Consider the following 26,225-nt stretch of genomic DNA (forward strand, 5'->3'; position numbering starts at 1 on the left):
TAAGGAGACTTATCCATTCCGATCCAAGGGGAGACGCGCGAAATGGCCTATGAAGCGGTGTGGATGAAAGATCCCGACAAGCTGAATAAATTCGAGTTCTACAAGATCGAGAAGGACGGTCTGGACATTATTCGCGACATCGTGGAGAAGTATGCCAAGGAAGGCTTCGCCTCCATTCCGCAGGAAGACTTCAACTTGTTCAAATGGGCCGGCGTGTATCAGCAGAAACCGAATAACGGCCATTTCATGATGCGGATCCGCATTCCCGGCGGCGTGCTCACCAGCGCGCAAGCCCGCGTCCTCGCGGACATCGGACGCGACTACGGACGCGGTCTGATCGACGTGACGACCCGCCAAGCGATTCAGTACCACTGGCTGGAGATCGAGCATTTCCCGGACATCTTCGACCGGCTCGCCTCCGTCGGCATGTCGGCCGTCGAGGCTTGCGGCGACTGCCCGCGTACGATCGTCGGCAACCCGCTGGTCGGCATCGACCGCGACGAGCTGATGGACACGACGCCGATCGTGGACCAGTTCGAACAGTTCTTCCTGAACAACCGGGACTTCTCCAACCTGCCTCGGAAATATAAAATGTCCATTTCCGCCAATATTTATAACAACGCTTCCGCGGAGATCCAATGCCTGGCGTTCACGCCGGCCTCCAAGGTCATCGACGGCAAGGAAGTCGTCGGCTTCCACGCGAGCGTCGGCGGCGGCCTGTCCGCGAAGCCGCATCTCGGCAAGCAGCTCGACATGTTCATCCTGCCGGACGAGTGCCTGAAGGTGGCGATCGGCGTCACGACGCTGTTCCGAGACAACGGCTTCCGCGAGAAGCGCCACTATGCCCGCCTGAAGTACTTGGTCGCGGACTGGGGCGTCGGGAAGTTCCAAGAGGAGCTTGTGAAGCTGATCGGCGAGATGCCGCCGCGCGGCGACGACCGCGTCGTCGGTTGGAACGGCTCGTACTTCGACGGCGTGCACGCGCAGAAGCAAAACGGCCTGAACTACGTCGGCCTGAACATCCCGGTCGGCCGCACGAGCAGCGACGAATTCGATCAGCTGGCCGATCTGGCCGACCAATACGGCGACGGCACGATCCGGACGACGATCTCGCAGAACGTGCTGCTGACGGGCGTGCCGGACGACAAAGTCGAAGCCTTGCTCGCGCATCCGCTGCTGCAGCGTCTGACGCCGAGCCCGAACCGGTTCATGAGCCGTACGGTATCCTGCACCGGGAATGAATTCTGCAACTTGGCCATCGTCGAGACGAAGGAACGCGCGCGCCGCGTGGCCGCTTACCTGGATGAGCATGTCGCGATCGATACGCCGGTCCGCATCCATTTCATCGGCTGCCCGAACGGCTGCGGCCAGAAGCATGTCGCCGACATCGGCCTCCAGGGCTCGCTGATCAAGACGCCCGAAGGCATGGTCGACGCGTTCGATATCGCCGTCGGCGGCCAACTCGGCCCGGAAGCGAAGTTCAACACGGTACTCAAGGGCCGCATCAAGGGCGAAGAAGTCCAAGTCGGCATCGCGAAGCTGGTCGAATTCTACAAGGAGCAGCGCCACGACGGCGAATCGTTCCACGACTTCGTCCAACGCGTAGGCATCCCGACCCTACAAGAAAAGTGGACCGAGATTATCGCCCCTCCTGCCGCTTAAATAACACACGGAGAAAGGAGTAGATTCGCTGGGTGTAGGCGTAGACGATAACTTTGGTAAGCATCTTAGGGTGATAGCTGTCTCGACCGCCGCCGGGATAAGCGGCGGCAAAAATCTGGTCGTCCAGTCGATTGACGGCCGTATTGACCACTCGAACGAGATGATTTGGAGGAATATCCTCTTCCAGATCCATTGGCAGACAAAGTTGGTCCATGGTATATTGAATGTACAAAGAAACCTCTCCTTTGTGAATGGTTGCTCGACACTTCCATTTTACCAAAGAGTGGTTTCTTTTTGTTTGTCTAACATTAGACAAAAGGGGCCGCCCCTTGGGTCAATTTATGACCTTTTGGGACGGCCTCTTTTTGAATGGGAAACAGCGAACGGCTGTCAAGGGGAACCTCCGCTTATTTGGGAGAACCCAGCACCCTTATCGCTTCTGCCCCTCCCCGCCCGATTCAATCCCGTCCTCCTTCGGTAAGGAGAATGTGAACGAGCGTGCCGCATGCGGGGCACGCTAAATAACCGAAGGAGGGATTACGCGCTTGAGCATGAACAAAACGCTGGAAGGCCAAGTGGCCGTCGTCACCGGCGGCGGCTCGGGTATTGGCCGCGCCGCCGCGCTCCGATTGGCCGAGCTGGGCGCCAAGATCTGCCTGCTCGACCGGGTGGAGGAGACGAACGACAAGGTGCAGGATCGTATCCAAGAGAATGGCGGCGAAGCGATCGCCGTGGAGGCCGACGTCTCCGATCCCGCATCGGTGGAGAACGGCATCCGCCAGGCTGGCGAACGCTGGGGCCGCATCGACATCGTGTTCGCCAATGCGGGCATTAACGGGACGTGGACGCCGATCGAGGATCTGTCTCCCGAAGACTGGGATCAGACGCTGTCGATCAATCTGCGGGGGACGTTTCTAACCGTCAAGTATGCGATCCCCTATCTCAAGCGACAGGGCGGCAGCATCATCGTCACGAGCTCGGTCAACGGCACCCGCATCTTCTCCAATACGGGGGCGAGCGCCTACAGCTCGAGCAAAGCCGGACAGGTCGCCTTTGCGAAGATGGCGGCGCTGGAGCTCGCTCCGCACCGGATCCGCGTCAACGCGATCTGCCCGGGCGCCATCCGCACGAACATCGGCAAAAATACGAACCGGACGCCCGAAGCCGAGGAAGCCAAAATTCCGGTCCTCTTTCCCGAAGGCAGCATGCCGCTGCAGGACGGCCCCGGGTCTCCGGAACAGGTGGCGGAGCTGGTCTCGTTCCTCGCCTCCCCCCAGTCTTCGCTCATCACCGGCTCGGTGATCTACATCGACGGGGCGGAGTCGCTGCTGATCGGTTAGCGGCGCGATCCGGCCACACCGCAACACCGCTATTGACAAAAACGGCCGGCGAATCTAACCTCTTAATGAAAGTTAAAAGGAGGTTGTTCGCGTATGTTTCTTCGTCCGACGGCTGAGGAGTACAGTACCCATAATCTGACCTACATTCGGCCGGTGCCGGAAGGCAACTTAATCGAGATACTGGAGGCGCAGACGGAGTCGACCCGCGCCCTGCTCGCCTCGCTATCAGAGGAGCAGGGAGACCATCGGTACGCACCCGACAAGTGGAGCATCAAGGAAGTGATCGGCCATATTACGGACAACGAGCGGATCATGTCCTACCGCCTCCTCCGGATCGCCCGCGGCGACGACACGCCCTTGCCGGGCTACGACCAGGAGGTCCTCGTCGGAGGGGCCCCCTTCGCCCAATGGACGATTGAACAGGCGCTCGAGGATTATTTGGCCGTACGCCACGCGACGCTCACCTTGCTGCGCGGCTTGCAGGAAGAAGCTTGGGTGCGCCTCGGAACCGCAAGCGAACACCCCGTCTCTGCCCGCGCGCTGGCTTGCATCATCGTCGGGCACGAGCTGCACCATCTGAACATCCTCCGGGAACGCTATCTGACCGCCAAGTAAAACAGGCTTTGCCGCTTCCTAGACGGCTACACGCCTAACGACGAGAACCGCCGGGACCGCATCGTCCCGGCGGTTTTTCATGGACCGGCGGAATTGCCGAGCCACGGCGCCCGTCGGACCGAATTCGCCGGGCCTCGCGAACTGGGCGTTGCGGCCTCGGACGGGCAGCCGGCATCCCGCCGGCGCTCGCGCAGCCGTCACCCTTTCCGGGATGGCGCCTTCGTCCGGGCTTCCTCAATCGCGCCTGCCGCGCCCGGAAGGACCCGATACTTCAAATCCTTGAGCTGCGCCACGATGATGATGCTAATGATGACGAGCAGGAACCACGAGCTGATCTTCCCCCAGTGCACCCATTCCCAATGCGCCGCCTGGTTCGGATAACGCCATGCCCCGAGCAAGGTCGACACGTTCTCCGCGATCCAGATGAAGAAGGCGATGAGCGCGAACGACACGAGCGCGTGCATCCGATAGCGCCGATGGCCTACCGCGAAGGTTACCCAAGTTCGCCGGAATAGCGCCGCCAGACCGAGCATCAGCAGCCATCGCAGGTCCGGGATAGCATGGTGCACGAAGAAGTTGGCGTAGATCAAGACGGCTATTCCCGTTGTCGCCAAGGGGTTCGGCCATTGCCGGAAGCGCAGATCGAACCGGCGCCAGGCTTGGCAGATATAGCTCGCGACGCTGGCATACATGAATCCGCTGTACAGCGGAACGCCCGCCACTTTGCTCCAAGCATCCTCCGGGTACGCCCAGGAGCCCATATGCACTTTGAACAGCTCCAGACCGAGTCCGATCACGTGAAAAAGCGTGATGACCTTCAGTTCGTCCGCGCTCTCCAGCTTGAACAGCACCATTCCCGCTTGCGCTGCGATACAGACGAGGAGGATCAAGTCGTAGCGCGGGATGACCGGATGATCCGGCAGCTTGGTTAAGGCGAGCGCGGCAAAGATAACGACCGGGAACAGGCAGCAGAGCGCCTGGTTCCAGCCGAACCGGACCAGCTCGCGGACGGCCCCCGGCATTAGGCGGCCTCCGGGGGCAGATATCCCGCTTCCCGGAGCTTCCCTTCGACGAGCTCTCGCAGCGGATCGGACACCCGAAAGCCAGGATACATGACCGGTCCGTTCGTCAGATAATAGGTTCCGCCCACCTCGCTGCCGTCCTTCAGCCGGATGGTATATCCGATTGGGTCCGCCAGTCGATTCTTCTCGAATGCCCTCATCCCCTCGTATGCGCTATTTAAGTATAAGGCCATGAATGTCTGCGTCTCGGCAGCATCTAAGACGATGAGGCCTCCCTTGAGCGAGACCTGCGCCGCCTTGTTCTCGATATCGTACATGTCTCTCATGAACTTGGCGTTCGGATTGTCGATCGCTTGATACACGCGGCCATCCGCGACTACGCGAAACGTCGGCTTGTAATCCTCCAGCGCATAGATCGGAGTCCCCTCCGCAAGGTAGGACGCATCGCCGTTCGCCCACTTGTGCGCCGCGCATGCCAGCTTGAAGCGGACTTCGCCGATCGGCTTCGCCCGGGTCCGAATCGTGTCGGGTGCCGCTTCCGCAGATGTGCCCAACATGAATACGTCGTCCCACTGCAGCGCATCAATGAGGTCGCTCTCCATATTGCGGCAGTCGACGCCAATCTGGAACCTTGTACAGGCGGCGGTGATTAGCAGCAGCGCAATCAAGAGCAGCGAGCCGAACGCCCTTGCCCGGCCTCTCGCGCGAACCGAAGGACGACCAGCACCGCGATCCTCCGTCTTCATCATCTTCCTCGTCTCCTCCGTATGCCTTGCATCGTGCAACTTTCGGCGCGTTGCAGACGTTCCAATTAGAGCAAGGTTTACCCAACACAAGAATTAGACGCGAAAACGGCTGCAGGGGTTGCTGATGGAGAAAAAAGAGGGAGAGCGACAAATGAAACGATGGGCTGTGCTGTATCTGAGTCTTGTCTTGACGTTAACCGGCTGCGCTTCGCAAACGATCATCGATTGGGTGGACTTCATCAGATGGAGCGACCGAACCTTCGAGGGCTTGCATGAAGTCGCGCTGGTCGACGTCTCCGCGATCGGCGAACCGATCGGCAAGGTCAAATTCCGCCTAGACGGGCATGTACACCGTCCGAATTACAAGTCCAAGAACGGAGACGCCGCTTACCGGAACAAAGGGACGAAGCTCTATGAAGTGAGCGGGGATGGGAATCAAGGGTTGTTGGCGGTGGAGGATGCGGCAGCCGTGAACGGGTACCGTCTCTATGCCACCCGCGAGTGGACGCAGGCGCGCCTGCAGGGGTTTGAGGACCTAGCGAAGGAGCAGGTCGTGCAGGTCACCGTATACCGGCTTGCCGAGCAGACGGGCAAACCCGTTAAGGTTCGCACGCTGGCGGGATCGGAAGCCGCGGCATTCATGCAATTGCTGGGCCAAAGCGAGCCCGACGAATATACGCCCGCTTCGCCATCGGAAGCGGACGTCTGGTTTGAAGCGGTCTTGGAGACGGGCGAGCCGATCGGGCGTTCCTACCTGATCGGCTATGACGGGCTGCGATATTACTGGTCGCCGTCCGGCACCTCGGCTTTGCCGAAGGCCATCGGCAGCTTGATGAGCGAAGTCCGCGCTTAGGAGGAGAATCGCCGCGCCATCGTCCCGCGCGTATGGATGAGCATCATCGGCACCAGCTTCTCCCGTCTCTGGCGGATACGCCCTCTGCCTTCCGGATGCAGGAACCGGAGCAGCAAACGCAGATAGACGGTACTGCTCCGCTCGAACCACCCGGAAGGCAGGGCGCGCTGCTCGAATCCGAGGCCGTGGATCAGCCCGCGATGCAGCAGCGTGACGCCGACCAGCGCCTTCACTTCCGACAGCTCGTCCCGGTGATGGAGCGCATGCTGAATCTGCTTGAGCGAATCCCGGGCCAGGCGAGCCGTAGTCAAGGCGGCGCGTTCCGAGCTGGCCGCCCCCGTCAACGCCAGCACCTTCGTATTGTCCAGATGCAGCTCGCCGATCCGGTCGCCCTTCTCGATGCGGGTACCGTCCGCGCAGTCGATCGGATGCCCGCGATGCTTTTTCACCACGACCTTGCAGATGCCATAATGCGTGACCGACTCGCTGCCGAGCTTCTGTACCATCGCGAACAGCCCCTCCCACGCCATCCATGCGTTCTGCCCCAGGCTCCGCCTGCCGCTCTCTTCGACGTCCATGCGGCTGCTGTCCAGTGCCAGCGTGCTGCCCGTCTTCCCTTCCATCTTGCTCACGCTCCTCGTTATGGCCTGACTATGAACCTAGCAGGCCTCGTTGACTTCATTGTACCGAGGGATCGAAGCAGGCAGAATCGTCGGACGGCGGGTTCGGCGCCCGACCCAGGTCGGGGTCGGCAGGTCGGGACTGCTCCAACCGCATATGGATATAATCGGGAACAAAGCCGGCTCTGGCCCAGAAGCGGCGTCCTGCGGCGTTCGCGTCCAGGACGTCGAGCGAGAGGGTCGGAACGTCGCCGAGCCGCTCCCGCAGCAGCCGGATCCCTGCGAGCCCGTAGCCGCGGTTGCGATACTCGCGCCGAATCATGTACTGGCGAAGGTACGCTTCGGCGCCTTGCTCCCGATATTGGTAGAGCGCGTATCCGACCGCTTCCTCCCCGCAGAGAAGCAAGCGCGCCTCCCACTCCTTCGCGCCGAGCCAACCTGCCATGCGCTGCGCGAGCTCCGCGAGCGACATCTTGTTCCGGCTTCCTTCGTCCCGGATGAGCTCTTGGTTCATCTCGGCCAGCAGCGGCACGTCCGCGGCGCCGGCCGACCTGTAATGCAGCTCCGCCATCTTCCTTCCCCTTTTCTCCTATGAATCACGAATGCCGTTAGCCGATCGGCTGGATGCACTCCGCCCGGTTGCCGAACGGATCGCGGAACTCAAAGCGGTCGTAACCCGGGATCGGCACCGAAGCGATCGGCTCGATGCCGCGGCTACGCAGCAGCTCGGCGACGGCGGCCAGATCTTCGACTTCGTAGGCGATATGGGCTTTCGTCGCTTCGCGGTTCACGCCGTCCTCCGTGCCGATGTGGACCTCGAAGATAGATGCCCTTATTTTAACAGAAACGCGTATAGAGAGGGAACGAACCGTAGTCATGCCAAGTACAAATTGCCCCCTCCCGGGCCGAATAGCGCCTATCCGTCGCGCGGGCCTCTCAGGCCCATGAACAGAAGCATCGCCAACTGAATCGACAAGAGCAGCAGGGCGGCTGCATGCACCGCATATCCGATCCTCGCTTCGCCCGCGCCGCTCATCAGGCCCATCCCGGACCAGATCAAGATCGGGGGCAACTGCATGAGGGCGAGGAAAAGCGTAAGCAGAAAAGCCGGCATCCTGCCGTAGAGGCGATGGCCGACGCCGGATCGTTCCTCTCTCCGAAGCCTCGCCATGTCTCTTAGCAGAACAGCGCCCAGCACCATGGATACGCAAGCCCAACCGATGCCCCATCGCGCTCCCCAGCCTTCATGAAACCCTAAGCTGCGGAGAGGGATTCCGAAGCCTGCCAAATAGAGGACGGCCGGCACGAATGCGCAGATCCAGGTGGTGGCGCAAAGATAATAGGTTTCTCTCGGAGCGGCCTTCCTCTTAGCGTCAGTCATCGTTGGCCGCCTCCTTGCAGGGATCCGGCATGACGACCGTGCAGACGGTCCGCAAGCAAGACGGCGCCGTACAGAAGGAGCATCAGCGCCACGGCGACGACCTCCAACTGGAGCAGATACCACGGCCACGGCCCCAGTAGATCGAGGAGCGAAGCGCCCGGCGGCTTGCGGGCGAGAAACATGAAGTTCGTCCCCCATAGGCGATCCGCGATCGCAGCCGGAATGGCCAACGCGTGAAGTCCGATCCACGCCCGCCAGATCGACCCTCTCGTCGGCCGATAGCCCTCCGCCGCGGTCATGTATACGTTCGCAGCCACGATCACGAGATGTCCGAAGAAAAAGTGAAAGTAGAGAAAGTCGGGGAACCCGACATTCAGATCGGGCGTGAGCAGCGCCTGCGCCGCGCCCAGGATACCAAGGAAAAACGTCAGCTCGTAGAGCCTCTTGTTACCCGTCCACACGGCGGCAGCGGACAGCCAGATCATCAAGCTGCAGAGCTCGAACGGCAGCGCCTCGAACCCCCAATCGTTCGTCCAAGCGCGGCGAACGAGCATCGCGCCCTCGCAGACGACGACGGCGGCGACGAACGCGGCTCTCGCCGTCCGTTTGACCTTCGGCGTCCGCAAGCGGCCGCGAAAACCGATGATCGCTGCGATAGATGCGGCCACGGCGGCAAGGGCCGCGAGATGAGCGAGCGAGTAGGCTTCGAATGCCATGCCGATACGCCTCCTTAACAGGCTTGATTCCCTCTTTATTCTAGAAAACCGGCGCAAAAAAAATAGTACCAACTTGGCGTGGTACCATCCGTTATGCCCGATTCGGCATGTCTTATTCGATGCGGCTATCAGGGTGTCCGATCTTCCCCGTCTCCGGATTCCGCCGGGCGATCGAACAACCCCATCGCCTTCGCCTGCTGCGCCGCTTCCTTGGAGCCCCCGGCCTTCAGCTTCTTCAGAATGTGATTGATATGGTTTTTCACCGTCCGGATCGAGATGACGAGCTTGTCCGCCATCTGGGATTGGGAGTAGCCCTGGTCCACCATCTCGAGCAGCTGCAGCTCGGCCGGCGTGATGCGGTCCCGGAGCTTCTTCGCTTCGAACTCCCGCTCGAGCAGCTTCAGTCTGCGGAACTCCTCCCGCATCCGTTCCGCCGCGGCGGGACTGATCGAAGCTTGCCGGGCCGCGGCCGCACGTACGGCGCCGGGCAGCGATTCGAAGTCGGACTTGAGCTGGTAGTCGATCGCGCCGGCTTGGAAGGAACGGAAGATGAGCTCCTTCTCCTCCATCGAGGTCAGCATGACGACCCGCGCGCCGGAGACGGCGGCCGTCTCTTCCGCGAGCACGATGCCCTCAGGCTCGCCGTGCAGCATGATGTCCATGATCACCACGTCGGCCGGAGGCGCTTCTCCGTCCGCCAGCGCCCGGCGCACCGCTTCCGGTCGGTCCGTCGCAAGGGTCACCTCCAGATCCCGCTCGCCCGCGAGATAGGCCGCTAGCCCGCGAAGCCAGTCCACGTCGTCCTCGACGATCCATACGCGAATGTTATCCATGCCGTGTCTCGCTCCTCTCCGTCTCCGCCATCGGCCGGCCTTCCGCCTTCACCGCCTGCACCTTCCGCTTCGGGAAGGTGAGGAACGCGCTCGTTCCCGCGCCCTTCCGACTCCGAATCTGCAGCGAGCCGCCGTGTTTGCGCATGACGTGATACGCATAGGGGAGGCCGAGCCCGAAGTTGGCTCCGCCGCGCTTGGTCGTGTAGAACAGCTCCAGCGCCCGAGCCGCCTGCGCCTTGTCCATGCCCGGCCCGTCGTCCCGGATCTCGATCGTCAGCTCCCGCCGTCCCTCGGTCAACCGAACCTGCAGGACCCCTTCGCCGCGGTCCGCGGCGCGCATCGCCTCGATCGCATTGGCGATCAGATTGCTCAGCGCCTCGCCCGTCTGCGCGGCATCCAATTGACAGCGCCATCCTTCCGCCAAGTCGCACAGCAGTCGAATCCGTTCCTCCGCGAGCATCGGCTCGAAGGCCGCCAGCGTGCGCCGAACGAGCTCACCCAGGTCCGCTTCGGCCGGCTGCAGCGCCAGATCGTCGGTCCTCCGGTGCACGCGCGCGATCATCTCCTGCATATGGCGGGTGGCGCCCAACACGGTCTCGACGTCGGCCGCCAGCTCCGGCTGGCCGGTCTCCTCGGCATAACGTCTCATCTTCTCGCCGAACAGGCGGATCTTGCCCGCGTCGTTCTTGATGGCGTGGTTCAGGATCGCGGTCCCCGAGGTGACGGCGCGCAGGGTGGAGTCGAGTCTGCGGCGATCGATCAGCAGCCGCGTGCCCATGAACCCGTAGGTGAACAAACCCAGGACGAAGATGGCGATCGCGAGCCCCACGATCCAAGTATTGTAGACCCACATCCGCAGCCATCCGAGGCTCGGCAGGATGTAATTCATCGTCAGCAGGAAGAGCACCGGCGGCAATACCGCCAGACAGACGATCCAGTAAGCCGGGGAAAAAGGCGCATGGCGAGGCCTGTGCAGCAAGATGTGCAGCGCGCCGAACAAGATATAGGGCGCCGCCCACCATACGACGACGCTGAAGGCGATCGGGTAGCGCTCGGTGTACGGGGGCAAGAGCAGCAGACAAAGCGCGATCGGCAGGAGCAGCGCGGCCGGCAGCCAACGCCGCAGCTTCCGCGGCCAGCCCGCGGGCCGGAACGCGACCGCGAAGAGCAGGAAGGCGTACGGCACGCCATAGTAGGAAGCGAGCGAAGCTATGACCTGCACCCGATAGAGCGTCGGCTCCCACCGCGCGATCGCGGCTTCTGAAGCGAGCCCCGGGATGAAAGTGCCGTCGACGACCGCGGCCAAAGCGCCGGTGCCGCCGAGAAAAGCGACGGCCGAGAGGCGGCGGATCGCGGACGAACGCGGATCGGAGACGAGCAGGAACAGCGCCACCGCCCATAAGGCCGGCCATACGAATAACACTCGCCCCGCCCTCCTCTTCCCGTCGTCGAAAGTTGCGTGAAGGATACTTTTTCGACAACGGCGGCGGAATCCCCTCTTCGGGCGCGGGACGGAAACGGATCGCCATCTCCTCATCCGTCCGTTCCGCAGTGCCGGATACGAATAGAAGTGGTTTTGATCGTGTGTACGGAAGCGTACAGTTGCCCATGTAACGATACTTTCTATCGTTAAAAGCCGCCATGTTGCTTCGCTTGCTGCTGTAACGATAATATTTATCGTTACAGAGTGCCGAGTGGCCTGATCCGGTGCTGTAACGATACTTTTTATCGTTACAGCGTGCCGAACCGCCTAACTTGGCGCTGTAACGATACTTTTTATCGTTACAGCGTGCCAAACCGCCTGACTTGGCGCTGTAACGATAATATTTATCGTTACAGCGTGCCGAACCGCCCGACTTGGCGCTGTAACGATATTTTTTATCGTTACAGCTTGCCGATCGGCCTGATCCGGTGCTGTAACGATACTTTTTATCGTTACAGCGTGCCGAACCGCCTGACTTGGCGCTGTAACGATACTTTTTATCGTTACAGCGTGCCGAACCGCCTGACTTGGCGCTGTAACGATACTTTTTATCGTTACAGCGTGCCGAAACGTCCGACTCGGCGGCGTATCGATACTATTTTGCGGATCGGCAGAACGCTGCCTTATTGAACCGTGACCGAACCGTCCGCATGACCCACGTACACGGAGGAGGCCATTCCGATGAACAAACCGTTCTCCACGACGCCGGGGATCAGGTTGAGTTCCCGCTCCAACCTCGGCGCATCGGCGATCGCTTCGAATCGGCAGTCGGCGATCCAATTGCCGTTGTCCGTCACGTAGGGCCGGTCGCCTTCCATGCGGATATGGGGATGCCCCTCCAGCGCCGTTAACCGCAGCAAGGTCAAGTTGGCGCCGAACGACACGATCTCGACGGGCAGCGGGAAGCGGCCCAGCGTATCTACCGTCTTCGATTCGTCCGCCACGATCACCAGCCGCTTGCTGTGGGTCGCGATGATCTTCTCCCGCAGCAGCGCACCGCCGCCGCCTTTGATCAGATTGCGGTCCCCATCGGCCTCGTCGGCGCCGTCGATCGTGAGGTCGATGCGTTCGATGTCCTCCAGCGGAATGATCGGGATGCCGAGGCGGCGGGCTTGCTCTTCGGAACGCTTCGACGTCGCGACCGACTGGATGCGCAGCCCTTCCTTCACGCGCTGCCCTATCCGCTCGATCGCCCAATAGGCGGTGGAGCCGGTGCCGAGTCCGATGATCATCCCGTCTTCGACGAGCTTGACCGCTTCTTCCGCTGCGATTTTTTTAGGATTAATATCCACGTTTGCGACCTCCGCCATTTGATGTCCTTCAACTTTAACGTCCTAAAGGGCTTGATGCGCGTATGATGATCTTCTCATTATCCTACTCCCGCCCGGCGCGTTCAACTGCGAGAAACGGAGGCCACCTTGCGATAAGCGCAAAAAACAGGCAGCTCGCGAGGCGCAGGCTGCCTGTTCTCTTGATCGCTTAGGCGCGCGCGAGCGCCGCTTCGGTACGTGCGCGGTCGCGCTCCAGGACGGGGCCGAGGTACTTGCCCGTATAGGACTTCTCGTTGGCCGCCAGTTGCTCCGGCGTCCCCGTGCCGACGATCGTGCCGCCGCCGCTGCCGCCCTCCGGTCCGAGGTCGACGAGGTAGTCGGCGGTCTTGATGACGTCGAGATTGTGCTCGATGACGAGCACGCTCTCGCCCGAGTCGACCAGCCGCTGCAGCACCTGCAGGAGACGATCGATGTCGTCCGCATGAAGTCCGGTCGTCGGCTCGTCAAGGATGTACAGCGTCTTGCCCGTGCTTCGTCTGTACAGCTCGGCGGCCAGCTTCACCCGCTGGGCCTCGCCCCCGGACATCGTCGTCGACGGCTGCCCGATCGTCATGTAGCCGAGGCCGACATCCAGCAGCGTCTGGAGTTTGCGGTGAATGCGCGGGATGTTCTGGAAGAACTCCGTCGCGTGCTCGATCGTCATCTCCAGCACTTCGGCGATGCTCTTGCTCTTGTACTTCACTTCGAGCGTCTCGCGGTTGTAGCGCTTGCCCTTGCACACTTCGCAAGGGACATAGACGTCGGGCAGGAAGTGCATCTCGATCTTGATGATTCCGTCGCCCTTGCACGCTTCGCAGCGGCCGCCCTTGACGTTGAAGCTGAATCGGCCTTTCTTGTAGCCGCGGACCTTGGCCTCGTTCGTCATCGCATAGACGTCGCGGATATCGTCGAACACGCCGGTGTACGTGGCCGGATTCGAACGCGGCGTGCGGCCGATCGGCGATTGGTCGATGTCGATGACCTTCTCGAGATGCTCGATGCCGAGAATCTCGCGATACTCGCCGGGACGCATCCGCGCCTTGTTCAGGTCTCGGGCCAGCGTCTTATACAGAATCTCGTTGACGAGGGTAGACTTGCCCGAGCCCGACACGCCGGTGACCGCCGTGAAGACGCCGAGCGGAATCTTCGCGTTCAGGTTCTTCAGGTTGTTCTCCTTGGCGCCTTTCACTTCGAGCCACTTGCCGTTCGGCTTGCGGCGCTGAAGCGGCACGGGAATGAACTTGCGGCCGCTCAAGTAAGCGCCGGTGAGCGAGTTCTGGTCCGCCATCACCTGCTCCGGCGTGCCGTAAGAGACGACCGTGCCGCCATGGATGCCGGCGCCCGGGCCGATGTCGATCAGATAGTCGGCCGCCATCATCGTGTCCTCGTCATGCTCGACGACGATGAGCGTATTGCCCAGGTCGCGCATATGCTCCAAGGCTTTGATCAGCTTGTCGTTGTCCCGCTGATGCAGGCCGATGCTCGGCTCGTCGAGAATGTAGAGCACGCCCATCAGACTCGAGCCGATCTGCGTCGCGAGCCGGATCCGCTGAGCCTCGCCGCCGGACAGCGTGCCGGCCGCGCGGGATAGGGTCAAGTAATCCAAGCCGACGTTCACGAGGAAGCCGAGACGGTTGTTGATCTCCTTCAGGATGAGGTTCGCGATCTGCTTTTCCTTCTCGTTCAGCGTCAGTCCGGCGAAGAACCGCTGCGCGTCTCCGATCGACAGACCGGTGACGTAAGCCATGTTCTCCCCGCCGACGGTGACGGCGAGCGACTCCTTCTTGAGCCGGTGCCCTTTGCACTTGGCGCAGGGCTGCGCGCTCATATATTCCTGGATGAACTCGCGGATCCCCTCCGAAGCCGTCTCGCGGTAGCGGCGCTCCAGGTTGGGGACGACCCCTTCGAATTGGACGAGCGCGTCGCGCGTGTGACCGAATTCGTTCTCGTAGCGGAACCGGATCTTCTCCGAGCCGGTGCCGTACAGAATCGTGTTCAGCAGCTTGTCGTCCAGATCCGAGATCGGCACGTTCGTCGGGATGCGGAAGTGCCGGCAGACGGCGTTCAGAAACTGCGGGTAGTAGTTGGACGTGCTGCCCGCCCAAGCCTCGAACGCGCCGTCATCGATGCTCTTCGACCGGTCGGGGACGAGCAGCGCCGGGTCGACGACCATCTTGACGCCGAGACCGTCGCACTCCGGACAGGCGCCGAAGGGCGAGTTGAAGGAGAACATCCGCGGCGCAAGCTCCTCCATCGAGAAGCCGCAGATAGGACAAGCCAAATTGGCGTTGAACATGAGCTCTTCCTGGTCCATGACGTCCACGATGACGCGTCCGTTCGCCATCTTGAGCGCCATCTCGAGCGAATCGGCGAGCCGCGTGGCGACGTCGTCCTTCACCACGATCCGGTCGACGACGACTTCGATGGAGTGCTTCTTGTTCTTCTCCAGCTCGATCGTCTCCGAGAGGTCGATGATCTCGCCGTTGACGCGCACGCGCACGAAGCCCTGCTTCTGCACGTCGGCGAGCAGCTTGGCGTGCTCTCCCTTGCGGCCGGAGACGATCGGCGCCAGGATCTGCAGCCGGGTGCGCTCCGGGTACTCCAACAGGCGGTCGACCATCTGCTCGACGGTCTGCGACGTGATCTCCACGCCGTGATCCGGGCAATGCGGATGGCCGACGCGCGCGAACATGAGCCGGAGGTAGTCGTAGATCTCCGTCACCGTGCCGACGGTCGAGCGCGGATTGCGGCTCGTCGTCTTCTGGTCGATCGAGATGGCGGGCGACAGCCCCTCGATGGAGTCGACGTCCGGCTTGTCCATCTGGCCGAGGAACTGCCGCGCATAGGCGGATAGCGACTCCACGTAGCGGCGCTGTCCCTCCGCGTAGATCGTATCGAACGCCAGCGACGACTTGCCGGAGCCGCTAAGCCCCGTCAGCACGACGAACTTGTCGCGGGGAATGGTCACGTCGATGTTCTTCAGGTTATGGGCGCGGGCGCCTTTGATGACGATGCTTTCGTTACCCAACGGGAAAGCCCCTTTCGCAACGGTCACGGCGGGGCTTGCGTCAAACCGGCCGCAGTCGATCCGTACATAAGAATATGTGTTCTCATTTCATTATACGGCGTCCGGAACTGGCATGCAAATGGAAATCCGGCCCGCGATAGCCAAATTCGTCATTTCCCTTCCCGTTCCGCGCCGGAAAGAGGAGTCACTCTTACCTCTACCCCGAATCGCGAGGGATGAACGGCGGCCGGTCCGCTTCCTTCCCGCCCGCATCGGCATCGGTCCCGCTCCGGCCGTTAAACCGCTTGCGTCGCGAATCCCGGGTGATATCCTGCTGCGAGCTCAGCTCCAGAGAATCTCTGCTGCAGGCGGCGCGAATCCCAGGAAACGCCCTGCCGCGACCTAAGCGCAAAAAACCTCCCGCCGCACCTTGCCCGGCAAAGAGGTTCCCGCTTCCTTACATGCCCGCTTTGAGCTCCAGCAGCGCGTCGCGCAGCTCGGCGGCCCGCTCGAACTGGAGGTTCTTCGCGGCGTCCTTCATCTCCGCCTCGAGGCGGTTGATGACGGATTGGCGATCCTTCTTCGACAGCTTGTCGACGCTCTCCATGCCGGTCAGGTACGTGCTCTTCTGCTCGGCCACCTTCGTCGCCTCGATGACGTCGCGCACCTTCTTGCGGATCGTCTGCGGGGTGATCCCGTGCTTCTCGTTGTAGGCGATCTGTATCGTGCGCCGGCGCTCCGTCTCTCCGATCGCCTTCTCCATCGAGTCCGTGATCTTGTCGCCGTACATGATGACGCGGCCTTCCGCATTCCGCGCCGCCCGCCCGATCGTCTGGATGAGCGAGCGCTCCGCCCGGAGGAAACCTTCCTTGTCCGCGTCGAGGATCGCCACCAGCGTCACCTCGGGCAAGTCCAGCCCTTCCCGAAGCAGGTTGATCCCTACCAGCACGTCGAACGTGCCGATCCGCAGATCGCGCAGAATCGCCATCCGCTCCAGCGTCTTGATGTCCGAATGGAGATACCGGACCTTGATGCCGACTTCCTTCAAGTAGTCGGTCAAGTCCTCCGCCATCTTCTTCGTCAGCGTCGTGACCAGGATGCGCTCGTCCTTCGCGATGCGGGTCCGGATCTCGCCCAGGAGGTCGTCGATCTGCCCCTTCGTCGGGCGGACTTCGATGACCGGATCCACGAGCCCCGTCGGCCGGATGATCTGCTGCACCATCGTCGGGCAGTGCTCCAGCTCGTAAGGGCCCGGAGTCGCCGACACGTAGATGAGCTGCTTGGCCTTTGCCTCGAATTCCTCGAAGCGCATCGGCCGGTTGTCTTTCGCCGACGGCAGGCGGAAGCCGTGGTCGACCAAGACGGTCTTGCGCGCCTGGTCGCCATTGTACATCGCCCGAATCTGCGGCAGCGATACGTGCGATTCGTCGATGACGACGAGATAGTCGTCCGGGAAGAAGTCCATGAGCGTATACGGCGTCGCGCCCCGCTCGCGGAACGTCAGCGGTCCCGAGTAGTTCTCGATGCCGGAGCAGAAGCCCATCTCCGCCATCATCTCGAGGTCGTACCGCGTGCGCTGCTCCAGCCGCTGCGCCTCCAGGAGCTTGCCGGCCTCGCGGAGCTCGGCGAGGCGCTCCTCCAGCTCGCGCTCGATGTTCACCATCGCGCGCTTCATCTTCTCTTCGGCGGTCACGAAGTGAGACGCCGGGAAGATCGACACGTGCTCGCGCTGGCCGATGATCTCGCCGGTGAGCACGTCGATCTCGGTGATCCGCTCGATCTCGTCGCCGAACAGCTCGACCCGGATGGCCCGGTCCCCGACCGAGACGGGGAAAATCTCCAGCACGTCGCCCCGCACGCGGAAGGTGCCGCGCGTGAAGTTGATGTCGTTGCGCTGGTACTGAATGTCCACCAGCTTGTGGAGGATCGCGTTGCGCGACTTCTCCATCCCGACCCGCAGGCTAAGGCGCAGGTCGCGGTACTCTTCAGGCGAACCGAGGCCGTAGATGCACGAGACGCTCGCCACGATGATGACGTCCTTGCGCTCGAACAGCGAGGAGGTCGCGGAGTGGCGCAGCTTGTCGATCTCGTCGTTGATGCTGGAATCCTTCTCGATATACGTATCCGAAGACGGGATATACGCCTCCGGCTGATAATAATCGTAGTAGCTGACGAAGTATTCCACGGCGTTCTCCGGGAAAAACTCCTTGAACTCGCTGCACAGCTGGGCGGCGAGCGTCTTGTTGTGGGCGATGACGAGCGTCGGCTTGTTGACCTTCGCGATCGTCTGCGCGATCGTGAACGTCTTCCCGGTGCCGGTCGCCCCGAGCAGCGTCTGGTGCCGCTTGCCATGCTCGACCCCCTCGGTCAGCTGCCGGATCGCTTCCGGTTGGTCTCCCTGCGGTTCGTATTCGGACATCAGCTTAAATACAGACGGCTCTGCCATCGTGACGCGCACCTCCATTGTCCCATAGACCAAAGTCCTATATTATTCCAGCCCCGAATATCCCGATAAATAGGATATACTGCCGGCACGAAACAGAATATGTGTTCCCATCCATTATAACTTTTTAAGGGAACGCCGTCAAAGGAGCGGTTGCATGAAACGGCTGGATCATACGACGTCATGGGGGATCCTCGCAGGACTCGCCGCCCTCATCGGAGGCTTCCTGTGGGAGGGCGGGCACTGGGGCGGCCTCATCGAGAAATCGGCGCTGCTGATCGTCTTCGGCGGCACCTTCGCGGCGGTGGCGGTCAGCCATCCCGCGCATCGGCTCAAGCAGATTCCCGAGGCGCTGCGTCTCGCGTTCCGCCCGCAGGCCCAAGACCCGCGGGCGCTCATCGACGACCTCGTCGACTTCGCTACCGTCGCCCGCCGGGAAGGGGTGCTGGCGCTGGAGAACCGCGTAGTGGAGCATCCGACCCCGTATCTGCGGAACGGCCTGCAGATGGTGGTGGACGGCACCGACCCCGAGCTCAACCGGCAGATCCTCGAAGTCGAGATCGACGCGGTCGAGCGGAAGCTCGAACAGCAGGCCAAGATCTTCGAATCGGCGGGAGGATTCGCCCCGACGATGGGCATCATCGGCACGGTCATGGGGCTGATCCACGTGCTAGGCAATCTGTCGGACCCCGGCTCGCTGGGGCCGTCGATCGCGGTCGCCTTCACGGCTACGCTGTACGGCGTCGCTTCGGCGAACGTCATCTACCTCCCCGTCGCCTCCAAGATTCGCGCCCGCACAGCCGAGACGGTGCAGACGATGGAGCTGATGCTGGAGGGGATCCTCGCCATCCAGGCCGGGGAGAATCCGAACCTCATCCGCAAGAAGCTGACCTCCTTCATGCTGCTGGAGGACATTCCGCAGGGGAAGAAGGTGGTCGCCGATGCGGCGGAGCCGGAACAAGCGCAAGTCGGGCGCGCATGACAACAGCGAACGATGGCTGATCACGTACGCCGATCTCATCACGCTGCTCATGATCTTCTTCGTCATCCTCTACGCGATGAGCCAGGTGGACGTGAAGAAGTACGACACGCTGGCCCAGTCCCTGCAGCTTCAGTTCCGCCAGGCCGACAGCGTCATCGAGCTCGGCACCGGCGTGAACGGCGGGATCGACGCCGCCAAGTACCGGACGCCCTCGCCCAGCGCGGAACCGACGCCCGAGCGCGCGGAGGTGAAGATCCAGGCGCACGAGCAGCAGCTGCAAGACTTGCTGAAGGTCATCCGGGCCTACGTGAAGGACAACCGCCTCGAAACGCAGGTATTCGTCGCGGATACGCCCAAGGGCATCGCGATCCGGCTGTCGGACCGCTTCCTCTTCGATCTCGGCAAGGCCGACCTGAAGTCCGATGCGCTGCCGGTGCTGGCCAAGCTGTCCAGCTTGTTCGGGAATCTGCGCAACACCATCTCCATCCAGGGCCATACCGACAACCTCCCGCTTCAGGACGGGGCCGTCTACAAAGACAACTGGGGGCTCTCGGCGGGCCGGGCGCTATCCGTGCTGCGGTACTTCGTGGACGTGGAGAAGCTGGACGAGGGCGTGTTCGAGATCGCCGGCTACGCGGACACGCAGCCGATCGCCCCGAACGACACGGAGGCGAACCGCCAGAAGAACCGCCGCGTCGAGATCCTCGTGCTGCGGCAGCCGGATGCCTCCTAAATCAAGAAAACGATAGAAACGAATAGAGCTCCCTATCGCAACCTCTTCGGTATCCAGAGTGGCGATAGGGAGCTTTCATATGGAGTCCGGTGATGATGAGTCCCCATGATAACGAAATCTGGCGAACGCGCAGCGAATGGTTATCCTTTCCCCCAAATAAGCGAGGCAGCTAGAGCGGTACTTTGAAAATTGAATCTTTACGTCTTGAATGGAGCGATCGTTGGTGATTAATTTGTTGGGAAAAGCTGTGTTGCTGCTTGTCGCGTTTACTTTGTTGTTCTTGACGGCCATTGAAAAGAGAGGTAATTGAACCAGTCAGGTCCCGTTTCCTGTTACTTCAAGTACCTTGAGATTTTACGGATAGGCGTGAAATATTTATTTGTAAGGGCGAATGCACTGGCCGTATTCATGTCTCTTCATACGATGAGGGTGTGATAAACAATCACAGATAATCAATTAGGTGGTGAAAGAAATGGGATACGGTGTTGGTGGTGTAGGCCATTCTTGTGGGGGTTATGGCGGAATGGGCGGTGCTGCATTCGCACTTGTAATTTTCGTTCTGTTGGTCATTATTCTGCGTGCAATCTGATTAGGTAAATCAGAAAAAGAATCATGCGCACATACAACTCCGCTTAGCCACATAGCTGAGCGGAGTTGTATTTTTCACAACAGTTCCTTGTGTCAGACAGAAAACCTTGAGCCAACGTACCGGGATAGGTCGATCGCTCAAGAGAAAAATCCCATACAGCAACAAATTCAACCCTTTATTACAGGTGTTTGTTGATAAATGATGGATCTGTGCGATTGAACTAACCAAATGCTTATCCAATCATAAACTAAAATGCAACTATCCTTCGCTTGAACGGAGGTGACAGCAAATGACAAAACCGAAAAAACGGATTACAAAGAAAGCCGTGCATACAAAAGCTTTTTTCCCGTTTGGATTCGATCGTTTCGATCGTTTCGATCGTTTCGATCGTTTTGAACGCTTTGAGCGTTTTCCGTTCGAGCGTCGATTCGATTTTTTCGACCCCTTCTTTTTTTAAGTTTAGATAAGGGTTCTTTTAGAACAACTTCCAATTAATAATCACGGCCAAATGATGATTGAATGTGTCAGCGATAGCCGCGATAAAGGCGGTGCTATTTTGGCAGTATCTGTACTTTTAGTTTTACTTGTACTTGTACTTTTCATTCTGTTGGTCATTATCCTTCGTGCTGTCCGTTATTAATGGATTGATTGAACCCGTCAACCTCTGTGAATGGGTGGCGGGTTTTTTAAGAAGTTGGACGCGTTCCGGACGATTACGGACACCTGATTTCCGTCCCTTTCGGTCCCGAAACGCGCAAGCGGCCCAACCGGCCATTTGCTTTAACCGTCTATGATCGGATCGTTTTGCGTCCGGCCTCTTGGTGGTCGTAAAGGTATTTGCCGTATTGCGCGATGATGGTTTTATCGTGTTTCTTCAACCGGCGAATCAGCATGTCGTTCCACGGCATGCCCCGATGTTTAAACCATAGCAAGAAGGGACCGAACACGGGCTGCAGTTTTTGCGGAACGATGACGTAAGGGACGTCGACCAATTGCGCAAGCCTCTGCCGGAATGGCTCCAACATCATCTCTCCGATATTCCAGCTGCCTCCCGAGTAGCTGATCGGAATGGGGCGTACCCCGACTTCGAATTGCTTCAGAAACGCCGCGGTCAGCTCCGCCATGACGCCGCCGGCATTCTGGATGATTTGCCGCGAGATGATATCGCCTTCCTTCGCGCTCTTGGCGACGGACAGACTGAGCCTCGCCAGCAAACCCCGGTGCCGGTAGGGATACAGATCGTGAACCTTCTCCGCAAGCTCCCAAGCCGTCTGAAGCTTGGTTCTGTCCCTATAGTCAACCCCCCACTTCTTGCAAATCTCCTCTACCAAACTGGTCGGATGGCCTCGGCCGTCCAACGAATAAATGACGCTTTTCAGTCCCTGCAGACCGATCTCGTAACCGCTCCCCTCATCTCCGAGAATCGATCCGAAACCGCCCAGCACCATGGTCTTCCCATGTATAGAGCGTCCGTATATAAAGGACCCGGTGCCGCTGGAGGCGAGCACGCCATGATCGCTGCAGAACGAGGCGGCAAGCGATGTCTCCTTTTCTTCGTACGCATGAACCTCCGCGGCAATATCCGCAGCCGATATGGCCTTGTTCAACAGTTCGCGCGACATGAGTACGGAAGCGGCGACTATGGTAATTTGCCGCGGATGGACGGAAGCGTCGTCCAGCGCGGCTTGAATCGATTCCACGATGGAATGGACGGCGATCTCGTGTCCGGCGAATACCTCGTTGGCCGAGCCCCCTATGCCGAAACCCAAAAGCTCGGCATCCTCGTTCAATATGACGCTGATCGTTTTGGATCCGCCGCTTTCGATGCTCAAAATATATGGTTGTATGACTGCCAAGTCGTTCCCTCCAAACCTTGTCCAGCATGCTGTGTTTAATAGCCCAATTCTCGCGCGCGCTGGTTTGCGGAATCAAACCGCTCGGGTCCGCCCGGCAGATTGACGCTAATATATACCGTGGGTTTTATGCCCCGCTTCAATAGATGCTCGACAATCTGAACTTTCAGGCACCAGCCGATCATAGCCGCCGATATGCCCGAGATCGGGGCCATTTTCTCTTCGAGCCCCGGCACTTCCAGAATGGCGTCTCCGGCCTCGGCATGGATATCCAAAACGTAATCCGCCGCTTCGAAAAGCCGCTGCCCTCCCGGATGGTCCGATTCCACCAGAGCCGAGAATGGCAATGAAGTTAACGCGGCGACCGTTACGCCGATTTTCTTCGCCTGAACGGCCAGTTCCACGACGAATGCGTTCTTGCCCGACACCGAACCGATGATCAGCACGTCGCCTGAACGTAAACCGGATTCTTTCACCGCATGTTCCGCCCGGCCGATATCCGTTCCCTTTTCGGGCAGCTCCAGCGGGCGGATCAAGGCGAGCCCCCCGGCCCGATGGAACAGCTCCTGGCTGAGCAGATGCCCCCTGTCGTACAAATACAAGGCGCCGCCTTTCGAAATGCGGTCCGCCGCGGCTTCGGCAAAACGCTCAATAGGGGGCAATTCGGACGCAGCGAGCTTATCGATATGTTCCTTGTAATATTGAAGCAGCCGTTCAGCCAGCATACGCACACTCCCTTACCCTTTTATTCCGCCTACCGTAAAACCGTTGATCAGCTTTTCCTGCATGAAGGCGTAAACGATCAGCACCGGGAGCAAGGCGATCCACATCGCGGCGAATAACGTCGTGAAATCGGACGCGTACTTCTGCTTCTCCACGAGATAGAACAGTCCGACTCCGATCGTATACCTCTTCGGATCCTGTATGAGAATGTACGGATTCAAGTAGTCGTTCCATATCGCGATCATCGAGACCGTGGCAATGGCCACCAGACCGGGTCTGGCGAGCGGAAGCATGACGGAGAAAAACACGCGAAAGTGCCCTGCGCCGTCGATGAAAGCGGCCTCCGCATACTCCCAGCTGATTCCCTTGAAGAAGGACATCAGGACGATCATGTTGAATCCGATTCCCGCCGTATAGCCGAGCATGACGCCCCACTCGTTGAACAAGCCCAGATTTCTCATGAGCATATACCAGGGCCCTAGCGTGCCGATCGCCGGAATCAGCATGCTGAAGATCGACAGATTGTAGATGAACGTCGATCCTCTGAATTTATATTTCGCCATCACGTATGCCGGCAAAGCCGCGGACATGACCGTCGTAAAGGTGCCTACCGCGGTCATCCAGACGCTGTTCAGAAAATATTGACCGATGTGCGCTTCCTGCCAGGCGTTTGCATAGTTCGACCATTCCCATGTCGTCGGCAGCGCCCATACGCTTTTGTAAAACTCGCGATTGTTCTTCAGAGAATTGATCCCCATCCAGACAAACGGATAAATCAGGGACAAGGCATAACCCAAAAAGAGAAGCTGCAGCGCCCACTTCCATGCCGAGTACCGTTTACCCGCATGCGTCCGCCGAACGAGTTCCACACTTTTTGCCTCCCTCTTAGTAATCCGCCGTATCCACCCTGTCCACTACGCGCTTGACGATGTAGGTAACCAGGGAACCGATCACCGCAAAAAGGATGCCGAAGGTCGCGGCCATTCCGTAATTCCCGGCTCCGAGCACGGCTTGGAACATTTCGAGAGCCGCGGTCGTAGAGGAGTGATTCGGACCTCCGTTCGTCAGCAGCAGCGGTTGAAGGTAGACCAGAAAAGCGCCGCTGGTACCGAGAATGATGAAGGTGGATATGGTCGGCCAGATGGTCGGAAGGACCACGGAGAACAGCTCCTTCCAGAACGTGATGCCTTCCAATTTCCCGACTTCGTAATACTCGCCCGGAATCCGCTGCAGCGCCCCGGTGAACATGACGTTATAGAAGCCGATGCCCGCCCACAGGCAATAGACGATGACGGCGGGGAATGCCGTTTGCCGTTCCCCCAGCCAGGAGCGCTGCCAATCCTCCAATCCGAGAAAACCGAGGAGGCCGTTCACGATGCCGTTCGTGGGGTGCAGACTGAATTGATAGACCATGGTCAGAACGACGACCGATAAGATGGTGGGAAAGAAATACACGATCCGGTAGAAGCTCGCAAAAGGAAATTTCCGGCTTAAAATAACGGCTACCAGAATAGACAAAGCGATGAGCGCGTAGTTCACCGGAATGAAGAGAAGCGCGTTCGTCATGCCCGTTCTCCAGTAAGAACCGCCGATCAGCTCTTTAACGGCCTGCCTGTAATTGTCCAAGCCCACCCAAACCTGCGTTCCCGACACATAGTTCCAGCGCTGGAAGGAATACAAGACGGTCTGGACCTGCAGATAGATGCCGAACACGGCGAAATACAATAACGGCCAAGCCAGCATGACGGCAATGAAGATGCTGCGTTGTACTTTGCTTTTGTTCCTGAAGCCGGACTTTCCGCCTCCGCCCATGCCGATCTCCTTTCCGGTTGGAAACAAGAAGGCCTGAACCGACCGCATTCAGACCTTCCGTTCCTTTCCCGAAGATTCAAAATCCGTTATTTGCTGTTAATCGTTTTTTGTTGTTCCTTCCACTTATCCGGCGCTGCGCCGACGTTCTTGTCGATGACTTGCTGCGGAGTCATGTCGCCTGACGCGATCGCCGCGTAGAAGTCGACGCCGCTTGGCCCGTCGCCGATCGCTTGCGGTTCGTAAATGTAGGAAACGGTTTTGTATGCGCTCAACATTTCGATCGCGCTTTTCGTGAAGTCGCTCAGGCTCATTCCGTCGATCGAATACTTGAAGGCGCGGGGCGCGCCGGTCAATTCGGTGAATTTGCGGTTCGACGCCTCCGTCGACGCCAGCAGCAGGAATTGTTTCGCGACATCGATATGTTTGGACGCGGACGGGATGCCGCCCCAATCCCTGGAATCCGCAACCGCCATCATTTCTTTCACTTTGGCGTCGGACGTCGGCGGGATCGGCATGATTCTCATCCGGAAGCCTTCCGGAAGAGAGTCTTTCATTTCGTTTTCCATCCACGCTCCGTTAAAGATCATCGCGGCTTTGCCATTCAGGAATTCCATCTGGGATGCGGTATGATCCAGCGCTTGCGTGCCCTTCATGATCCAGCCGTTTTTGAATAGGCTCTCCAATTGGGTATACGTCTTCAGGAAGGCCGGATCTTTGTACAGGTCCGGGATATCGCTTTCCTGCGGGTTCGTGAGTTTGTTTACGAATGCGTCGCCGCCGAATTGGGTATAAGCCGGGAAGACCAGCGCGCTAAGATATCCGGCATAGATGCCCGGGTATGTAAACGGCGCGATCCCTTTGGCCTTCATTTCATTGGCCAGCTTCTCCATCTCTTCCCACGTCGTCGGGTAGGTCCAGCCGTTCTTTTCGAAGATATCGACGTTATAAACGATGCCGAGGGGCGATTGGGACCAGGGTACGCTGTAACGCTTGCCCAGCCATTGCTGGGATTGCAGGGCCGTTTCCGTCGCGGTATCTTGAATCGTATTGCCGTCCGGCATCGGCGCGGCGTATAGATCCGTGATATCGACCATTTTGCCCGATGGGCCCCACTTCTTCATTTGATCGAGACCGTTCAGGAACACGACGTCCGGAACGTTCGTATTCCCCTCGATGCGGGGAACGATAATCTCGCCCATTTTCGGGCTGCCTTCCAGCTCTACGGTTACGTTTTTATGGGAAGCTTCGAATTGTTCTTTCAAATACTTGAACCAGACATCGCCATATCCTCCTTGGAAAAAGGCAACCTTCAGCGTTACCTGCTTCTGATCGTCCGGCGAACCGCTATCCGCCCCCTTCGCTTCCGATGACGTTCCGGAATCCGAAGCTGCACCCGCATCGTTCTTGCTGCCGCATCCGGCCAAAACCAAGCCGAGGATTAGTACGATGGCTAGTAATGAAAAAATCGGTTTTTTCACAGCCTTATCCCCCTTAAATTGTGC

The 26,225-nt window shown here is 59.6% G+C and carries 24 protein-coding genes and 1 pseudogene; 7 read left to right on the forward strand and 18 right to left on the reverse strand.

Translation table 11 applies throughout. From position 1 onward, the window contains the following. Positions 1–42: 42 nt before the first annotated feature. Positions 43–1,662 (forward strand): nitrite/sulfite reductase, encoded by a 1,620-nt coding sequence (locus tag H7C19_RS12095; protein ID WP_185142909.1) that lies wholly within the window; start codon positions 43–45, stop codon positions 1,660–1,662. Between the two features lie 16 nt (positions 1,663–1,678). On the opposite strand, the pseudogene H7C19_RS12100 reads toward H7C19_RS12095, so the two are convergent. After that, positions 1,679–1,894, reverse strand: a pseudogene (locus H7C19_RS12100) (transposase); the annotation flags it as partial. Between the two features lie 319 nt (positions 1,895–2,213). Here H7C19_RS12100 and H7C19_RS12105 point away from each other — a divergent pair. Together H7C19_RS12105 and H7C19_RS12110 are read left to right on the forward strand one after the other, a co-directional pair. Beyond that, positions 2,214–3,002, forward strand: coding sequence for an SDR family oxidoreductase (locus tag H7C19_RS12105; RefSeq protein ID WP_185143006.1), 789 nt, complete (start codon positions 2,214–2,216; stop codon positions 3,000–3,002). A gap of 93 nt (positions 3,003–3,095) precedes the next feature. Further along, positions 3,096–3,617, forward strand: a complete 522-nt coding sequence (locus H7C19_RS12110) for a DinB family protein (RefSeq protein ID WP_185142910.1) — start codon at positions 3,096–3,098, stop codon at positions 3,615–3,617. A gap of 197 nt (positions 3,618–3,814) precedes the next feature. On the opposite strand, the gene H7C19_RS12115 is transcribed toward H7C19_RS12110, so the two are convergent. Together H7C19_RS12115 and H7C19_RS12120 are read right to left on the reverse strand one after the other, a co-directional pair. After that, positions 3,815–4,639, reverse strand: coding sequence for a DUF817 domain-containing protein (locus tag H7C19_RS12115; RefSeq protein WP_185142911.1), 825 nt, complete (start codon positions 4,637–4,639; stop codon positions 3,815–3,817). Next, the gene (locus H7C19_RS12120) at positions 4,639–5,388 is read right to left on the reverse strand and encodes a hypothetical protein (RefSeq protein ID WP_185142912.1); all 750 of its coding nucleotides are present in this window, start codon (positions 5,386–5,388) and stop codon (positions 4,639–4,641) included. Before H7C19_RS12120 ends, H7C19_RS12115 begins: the two co-directional genes overlap by 1 nt. Positions 5,389–5,536: 148 nt before the next feature. Between H7C19_RS12120 and H7C19_RS12125 the strand changes: the two genes are divergently transcribed. Next, on the forward strand, positions 5,537–6,238 hold the full coding sequence (locus H7C19_RS12125; RefSeq protein WP_185142913.1) for a hypothetical protein: 702 nt from the start codon (positions 5,537–5,539) through the stop codon (positions 6,236–6,238). Here H7C19_RS12125 and H7C19_RS12130 read toward each other — a convergent pair. The 10 genes from H7C19_RS12130 to uvrB form a co-directional block, all read right to left on the reverse strand. Next, positions 6,235–6,861, reverse strand: coding sequence for a YkoP family protein (locus H7C19_RS12130; protein WP_246469456.1), 627 nt, complete (start codon positions 6,859–6,861; stop codon positions 6,235–6,237). The genes H7C19_RS12125 and H7C19_RS12130 overlap by 4 nt on opposite strands. A gap of 55 nt (positions 6,862–6,916) precedes the next feature. Next, on the reverse strand, positions 6,917–7,429 hold the full coding sequence (locus H7C19_RS12135; protein WP_185142914.1) for a GNAT family N-acetyltransferase: 513 nt from the start codon (positions 7,427–7,429) through the stop codon (positions 6,917–6,919). 37 nt (positions 7,430–7,466) lie between these two features. Beyond that, entirely contained in the window at positions 7,467–7,649 is a 183-nt protein-coding gene (locus H7C19_RS12140) for a VOC family protein (protein WP_185142915.1), read from the reverse strand. Between the two features lie 125 nt (positions 7,650–7,774). Further along, a complete protein-coding gene (locus H7C19_RS12145) occupies positions 7,775–8,239 on the reverse strand; it encodes a hypothetical protein (protein WP_185142916.1) in 465 nt (154 codons plus the stop codon). Beyond that, positions 8,236–8,955, reverse strand: a complete 720-nt coding sequence (locus H7C19_RS12150) for a YwaF family protein (protein WP_185142917.1) — start codon at positions 8,953–8,955, stop codon at positions 8,236–8,238. The genes H7C19_RS12145 and H7C19_RS12150 overlap by 4 nt, the downstream gene beginning before the upstream one ends. Before the next feature lie 128 nt (positions 8,956–9,083). Further along, positions 9,084–9,788: a response regulator transcription factor gene (locus tag H7C19_RS12155; protein ID WP_185142918.1), complete on the reverse strand. Its 705-nt coding sequence runs from the start codon at positions 9,786–9,788 to the stop codon at positions 9,084–9,086. After that, positions 9,781–11,211, reverse strand: a complete 1,431-nt coding sequence (locus H7C19_RS35465; RefSeq protein ID WP_185142919.1) for a sensor histidine kinase — start codon at positions 11,209–11,211, stop codon at positions 9,781–9,783. The genes H7C19_RS12155 and H7C19_RS35465 overlap by 8 nt, the downstream gene beginning before the upstream one ends. Before the next feature lie 683 nt (positions 11,212–11,894). Further along, on the reverse strand, positions 11,895–12,557 hold the full coding sequence (rpiA, locus tag H7C19_RS12165) for a ribose-5-phosphate isomerase RpiA (protein ID WP_185143008.1): 663 nt from the start codon (positions 12,555–12,557) through the stop codon (positions 11,895–11,897). A gap of 193 nt (positions 12,558–12,750) precedes the next feature. Continuing rightward, on the reverse strand, positions 12,751–15,609 hold the full coding sequence (gene uvrA / locus H7C19_RS12170) for an excinuclease ABC subunit UvrA (RefSeq protein WP_185142920.1): 2,859 nt from the start codon (positions 15,607–15,609) through the stop codon (positions 12,751–12,753). A 436-nt stretch (positions 15,610–16,045) separates the two neighbouring features. Beyond that, on the reverse strand, positions 16,046–18,034 hold the full coding sequence (uvrB, locus tag H7C19_RS12175) for an excinuclease ABC subunit UvrB (protein ID WP_185142921.1): 1,989 nt from the start codon (positions 18,032–18,034) through the stop codon (positions 16,046–16,048). Between the two features lie 163 nt (positions 18,035–18,197). Here uvrB and H7C19_RS12180 point away from each other — a divergent pair, with 163 nt between their 5' ends. The 3 genes from H7C19_RS12180 (at position 18,198) to H7C19_RS12190 (ending at position 20,792) form a co-directional block, all read left to right on the forward strand. Beyond that, the gene (locus H7C19_RS12180; protein WP_376775355.1) at positions 18,198–19,013 is read left to right on the forward strand and encodes a flagellar motor protein; all 816 of its coding nucleotides are present in this window, start codon (positions 18,198–18,200) and stop codon (positions 19,011–19,013) included. Further along, complete coding sequence (locus H7C19_RS12185; protein WP_185142923.1) at positions 18,973–19,746, forward strand: OmpA/MotB family protein; 774 nt, start codon at positions 18,973–18,975, stop codon at positions 19,744–19,746. The genes H7C19_RS12180 and H7C19_RS12185 overlap by 41 nt, the downstream gene beginning before the upstream one ends. A gap of 878 nt (positions 19,747–20,624) precedes the next feature. Continuing rightward, positions 20,625–20,792 carry a hypothetical protein gene (locus tag H7C19_RS12190; RefSeq protein ID WP_185142924.1) on the forward strand — a complete coding sequence of 56 codons (168 nt, stop codon included), beginning with the start codon at positions 20,625–20,627 and terminating at the stop codon, positions 20,790–20,792. 331 nt (positions 20,793–21,123) lie between these two features. Here the strand turns inward: H7C19_RS12190 and H7C19_RS12195 are convergent, their stop codons facing one another. The 5 genes from H7C19_RS12195 to H7C19_RS12215 are packed head-to-tail and all read right to left on the reverse strand — an operon-like array spanning position 21,124 to position 26,201. Next, positions 21,124–22,167 carry an N-acetylglucosamine kinase gene (locus H7C19_RS12195; protein ID WP_221469211.1) on the reverse strand — a complete coding sequence of 348 codons (1,044 nt, stop codon included), beginning with the start codon at positions 22,165–22,167 and terminating at the stop codon, positions 21,124–21,126. 59 nt (positions 22,168–22,226) lie between these two features. After that, positions 22,227–22,913 (reverse strand): sugar isomerase domain-containing protein, encoded by a 687-nt coding sequence (locus H7C19_RS12200; RefSeq protein ID WP_185142926.1) that lies wholly within the window; start codon positions 22,911–22,913, stop codon positions 22,227–22,229. Positions 22,914–22,925: 12 nt separating this feature from the next. After that, a complete protein-coding gene (locus H7C19_RS35470; RefSeq protein WP_185142927.1) occupies positions 22,926–23,780 on the reverse strand; it encodes a carbohydrate ABC transporter permease in 855 nt (284 codons plus the stop codon). A gap of 16 nt (positions 23,781–23,796) precedes the next feature. Continuing rightward, positions 23,797–24,750, reverse strand: coding sequence for a carbohydrate ABC transporter permease (locus H7C19_RS12210; protein ID WP_221469212.1), 954 nt, complete (start codon positions 24,748–24,750; stop codon positions 23,797–23,799). Positions 24,751–24,809: 59 nt separating this feature from the next. Then, on the reverse strand, positions 24,810–26,201 hold the full coding sequence (locus H7C19_RS12215) for an extracellular solute-binding protein (protein ID WP_185142929.1): 1,392 nt from the start codon (positions 26,199–26,201) through the stop codon (positions 24,810–24,812). Positions 26,202–26,225: the final 24 nt, after the last annotated feature.

Source organism: Cohnella nanjingensis (assembly GCF_014212125.1).
Lineage (GTDB): Bacteria > Bacillota > Bacilli > Paenibacillales > Paenibacillaceae > Cohnella > Cohnella nanjingensis.

Bases quoted from the DNA above. Each gene is read 5' to 3' on its own strand.
- H7C19_RS12200 (WP_185142926.1), bottom strand. From the start codon at position 22,913: ATGCTGGCTGAACGGCTGCTTCAATATTACAAGGAACATATCGATAAG.
- H7C19_RS12105 (WP_185143006.1), top strand. From the start codon at position 2,214: ATGAACAAAACGCTGGAAGGCCAAGTGGCCGTCGTCACCGGCGGCGGC.
- H7C19_RS12145 (WP_185142916.1), bottom strand. From the start codon at position 8,239: ATGACTGACGCTAAGAGGAAGGCCGCTCCGAGAGAAACCTATTATCTT.
- uvrB (WP_185142921.1), bottom strand. From the start codon at position 18,034: ATGGCAGAGCCGTCTGTATTTAAGCTGATGTCCGAATACGAACCGCAG.
- H7C19_RS12130 (WP_246469456.1), bottom strand. From the start codon at position 6,861: ATGGAAGGGAAGACGGGCAGCACGCTGGCACTGGACAGCAGCCGCATG.
- H7C19_RS12185 (WP_185142923.1), top strand. From the start codon at position 18,973: ATGCGGCGGAGCCGGAACAAGCGCAAGTCGGGCGCGCATGACAACAGC.
- H7C19_RS12155 (WP_185142918.1), bottom strand. From the start codon at position 9,788: ATGGATAACATTCGCGTATGGATCGTCGAGGACGACGTGGACTGGCTT.
- H7C19_RS12190 (WP_185142924.1), top strand. From the start codon at position 20,625: ATGACAAAACCGAAAAAACGGATTACAAAGAAAGCCGTGCATACAAAA.
- H7C19_RS12135 (WP_185142914.1), bottom strand. From the start codon at position 7,429: ATGGCGGAGCTGCATTACAGGTCGGCCGGCGCCGCGGACGTGCCGCTG.
- H7C19_RS12125 (WP_185142913.1), top strand. From the start codon at position 5,537: ATGAAACGATGGGCTGTGCTGTATCTGAGTCTTGTCTTGACGTTAACC.
- H7C19_RS12110 (WP_185142910.1), top strand. From the start codon at position 3,096: ATGTTTCTTCGTCCGACGGCTGAGGAGTACAGTACCCATAATCTGACC.
- H7C19_RS12120 (WP_185142912.1), bottom strand. From the start codon at position 5,388: ATGATGAAGACGGAGGATCGCGGTGCTGGTCGTCCTTCGGTTCGCGCG.
- H7C19_RS12115 (WP_185142911.1), bottom strand. From the start codon at position 4,639: ATGCCGGGGGCCGTCCGCGAGCTGGTCCGGTTCGGCTGGAACCAGGCG.
- H7C19_RS12095 (WP_185142909.1), top strand. From the start codon at position 43: ATGGCCTATGAAGCGGTGTGGATGAAAGATCCCGACAAGCTGAATAAA.
- H7C19_RS12150 (WP_185142917.1), bottom strand. From the start codon at position 8,955: ATGGCATTCGAAGCCTACTCGCTCGCTCATCTCGCGGCCCTTGCCGCC.